Source organism: Nonomuraea sp. NPDC052116 (assembly GCF_040680035.1).
Taxonomy (GTDB): domain Bacteria; phylum Actinomycetota; class Actinomycetes; order Streptosporangiales; family Streptosporangiaceae; genus Nonomuraea; species Nonomuraea angiospora_A.
This window is the reverse complement of the sequence record NZ_JBFAWA010000098.1, coordinates 1-2,404: the sequence shown is the minus strand read 5'-3', so window position 1 is coordinate 2,404 and position 2,404 is coordinate 1. Positions and strand designations below refer to the sequence as shown.

Annotated in this window: 3 protein-coding genes; all 3 read right to left on the bottom strand. The window is 67.0% G+C overall.

Annotation, left to right across the window (positions count from 1 at the left end; translation table 11 throughout):
• Nucleotides 1-23 precede the first annotated feature (23 nt).
• The 3 genes from AB0L65_RS62795 to AB0L65_RS62785 all read right to left on the bottom strand — a co-directional run bounded on the left by AB0L65_RS62795 (nucleotide 24) and on the right by AB0L65_RS62785 (nucleotide 2,250).
• Nucleotides 24-431: a hypothetical protein gene (locus tag AB0L65_RS62795; RefSeq protein ID WP_364267568.1), complete on the bottom strand. Its 408-nt coding sequence runs from the start codon at nucleotides 429-431 to the stop codon at nucleotides 24-26.
• Between the two features lie 279 nt (nucleotides 432-710).
• Nucleotides 711-1,994, bottom strand: a complete 1,284-nt coding sequence (locus AB0L65_RS62790) for an MATE family efflux transporter (RefSeq protein ID WP_364267565.1) — start codon at nucleotides 1,992-1,994, stop codon at nucleotides 711-713.
• Nucleotides 1,995-2,127: 133 nt separating this feature from the next.
• Nucleotides 2,128-2,250: a hypothetical protein gene (locus AB0L65_RS62785; RefSeq protein ID WP_364267562.1), complete on the bottom strand. Its 123-nt coding sequence runs from the start codon at nucleotides 2,248-2,250 to the stop codon at nucleotides 2,128-2,130.
• Nucleotides 2,251-2,404 lie beyond the last annotated feature (154 nt).

Here is a 2,404-nt window from a genome sequence, read left to right as displayed (position 1 = left end):
CTGGCGGCGATCGGCCTCGGTTTTCAGCACTGGATCTGATGGTGGTCGCCGTCGGCCAGCACAATCCGGGTGCGCGCGTGGACGCTGTCGCGGGCCTCGGCCTGGTCGAACATCACCGCGATTACCTGCTCGGCCGAGTCGATGACCGATCCGTAGATCCACTTGTCGATGGCGGCCGGCCCGTTGCGCAGCGACCGGTCCCCGCTGCGTTCGCTGAGGCTGACCACGTCGTGGGGGCGGCGGGGCGCGGGCACCGCGTCGTAGACCACCGCCAGGGTGGCCATGCGTTTTCGGTAGGGCTTCTTGCCGGAGGCCAGGCGGGTGCGGAACCGTCCGCGATGGCGGGCGTCGGCGAGTTGCTCACCGAGCTCCTCGATCCGCTGACGGGACTCCGCCTGCCGCCGGATCAGCTCCTCCAGCAACGAAGCCATCGCCATCACCGCCTCGCGTGCCTGCGCCCACGGTAGAAGGCGGTTTCAGGATCAAACAGCCAGGCCAGCAAACGCCCAGCTCAGCAGATCACTGCGGAAAGGCACACCCTCCGCAGCTGGACCAGTTACCCAGCCAAGGTTGCGTGACGGCCCACTAGCTCGTACAAGATTTTTGGAGCCGATGATCGCGTAGTCGGAGAGAGTGGCCTGGTTGTCGACGGGGCGCGGCTGCGACGGAACCCCGCCCCGTGCCCGTCGTCGTCCGGCTCCCGTTGTGCTTCAGCCGGCCGCGGCGGCTGCCTGAGCGGCGCTGCCCCTGGCCGACAGCTTTCTTATGTGTCGTACGGCGATGAGCGGCACCGTCACGCCGATCAGGTTGCAGTACGCCACCGCGGCGTAGAAGCCGTCCGCGCTGCCGACGGCGTGTGCCGCCACCGCGCCGACCGCAACGATCAGGCCGAAGTAAATTGCGTTGAGCACGATGGCCCGGAAGCCGCCGCCGGTCTCCTCCATGACGGTCAGCGAGGCGAGCACGGGTCCCTGGACGGCGTAGGTGAGCGCCACGGCGCCCAGGTAACTGCTTGTAGCTGCGGCCACCCCGGCGTCGCCGCCAATCAGCCGCGCCAGCGGGTCATGCAGTGACCACACCAGCGCCGCGATCACCACGTAGGTCACGACGGTGACCTCGATGCCACCGCGCATCGATTCACGTATTCGCCGCCATTCGCCCGCGCCACGTTGCTGGTTGACGGTGATCGCTGTGGCTGTACCCAGGACCATGCCCGGCAGCAGCACGACGCTCTGCAGGGTGGAAGCGACCGTGAACCCGGCCACAACGTTCTCCCCGTAATTCCCGAGGACGCCGATGACCGCGAGGTTGTACGCCGAGAGCACGAGAAAGGACATGGCGATGGGCACACCGATGCGGCGCAGGTCGGTGAACACCTCGCGCCGCCAGATCCGGACGGTCAGCGGATGCCACAGCTCGGTGCGGCGCAGCAGCACCAGGCCCATGGTCAGGCCGGTCAGACCCGCTGCCGCCTCGGCGATGGGCACCGCCGCGATCCCGATGTCGGCACCGAGCCCGAGGCCGGCCACGAGGCCGATCCTCACGCTCGCCGTACAGATGACCAAGACGGTGGCCTGTCGCACATACCCATAGCCGCGCAGGCTGGACGCGCACAGCTCCGCCCCGACGGCCAGCAGACTCGCGGCGCTGGTCCAGCGCAGGAAGGAGGCAAACGTGTCCCGCAGCCCGGCGTCCACATGAAGGAGACCAGGCAGGGAGGTAGCCACGACCGCGAGGACCAGGTACAGGGCCGCGCCGAGCCCGAGCCACACCCTGGCCAGGCTGGCGGCGTTCGACATGACGTCCTGGGGGCGCCCGGCCCCCTTGCTGATCGCGGCGGCGACCTGGTTGCAGACCGCGAAGCCCACACTCAGGGCAAGGACGATGAGGCTGACAGGCTGATACAGGGAACGCACATAAATAGCTTCTCCCCCCATACGCCCTAGAATGGCGATAATTCCGAGCTGGGCAGCGAAATTGAGGAACCCCGCCACAAAAAGAGGGACAGCGAGGCCGGAGATGGTTCGCCACTCCCCACTTCTTTTATGAGCGGCTAAGGGAAACATGCGGACCTCCGGGGACGCAACGGCTGGGGGTGCGAATTGACCTGTGGGACGATAGCTACCTTCAATCGCGCCCGGCCCCGTACCACTCGACCAGTACTTGCCCGTCCCGCATCAGCACGAGCCCGTGCAGGTTCGGCGCCTTACCCGAACGCAGGACCTCGTCGATCCGCTCTGCCATTCCCACGATGCACCTCCTGAAGTCGGCCCTCCTGAATACGACCTCACACCGTGTGAGACACAAGCCGCCCAAGAAAGTCGCGCACTCTCGTTGGACAGCGTAGATTCCCCTGACGATTTCGCAGGCGCGCCAAGTGCGACTGGAAGCCGATCGCCGCCAC

Coding starts and splice junctions, on each gene's coding strand:
- AB0L65_RS62795 (WP_364267568.1), bottom strand. CDS start 431: ATGGCTTCGTTGCTGGAGGAGCTGATCCGGCGGCAGGCGGAGTCCCGT.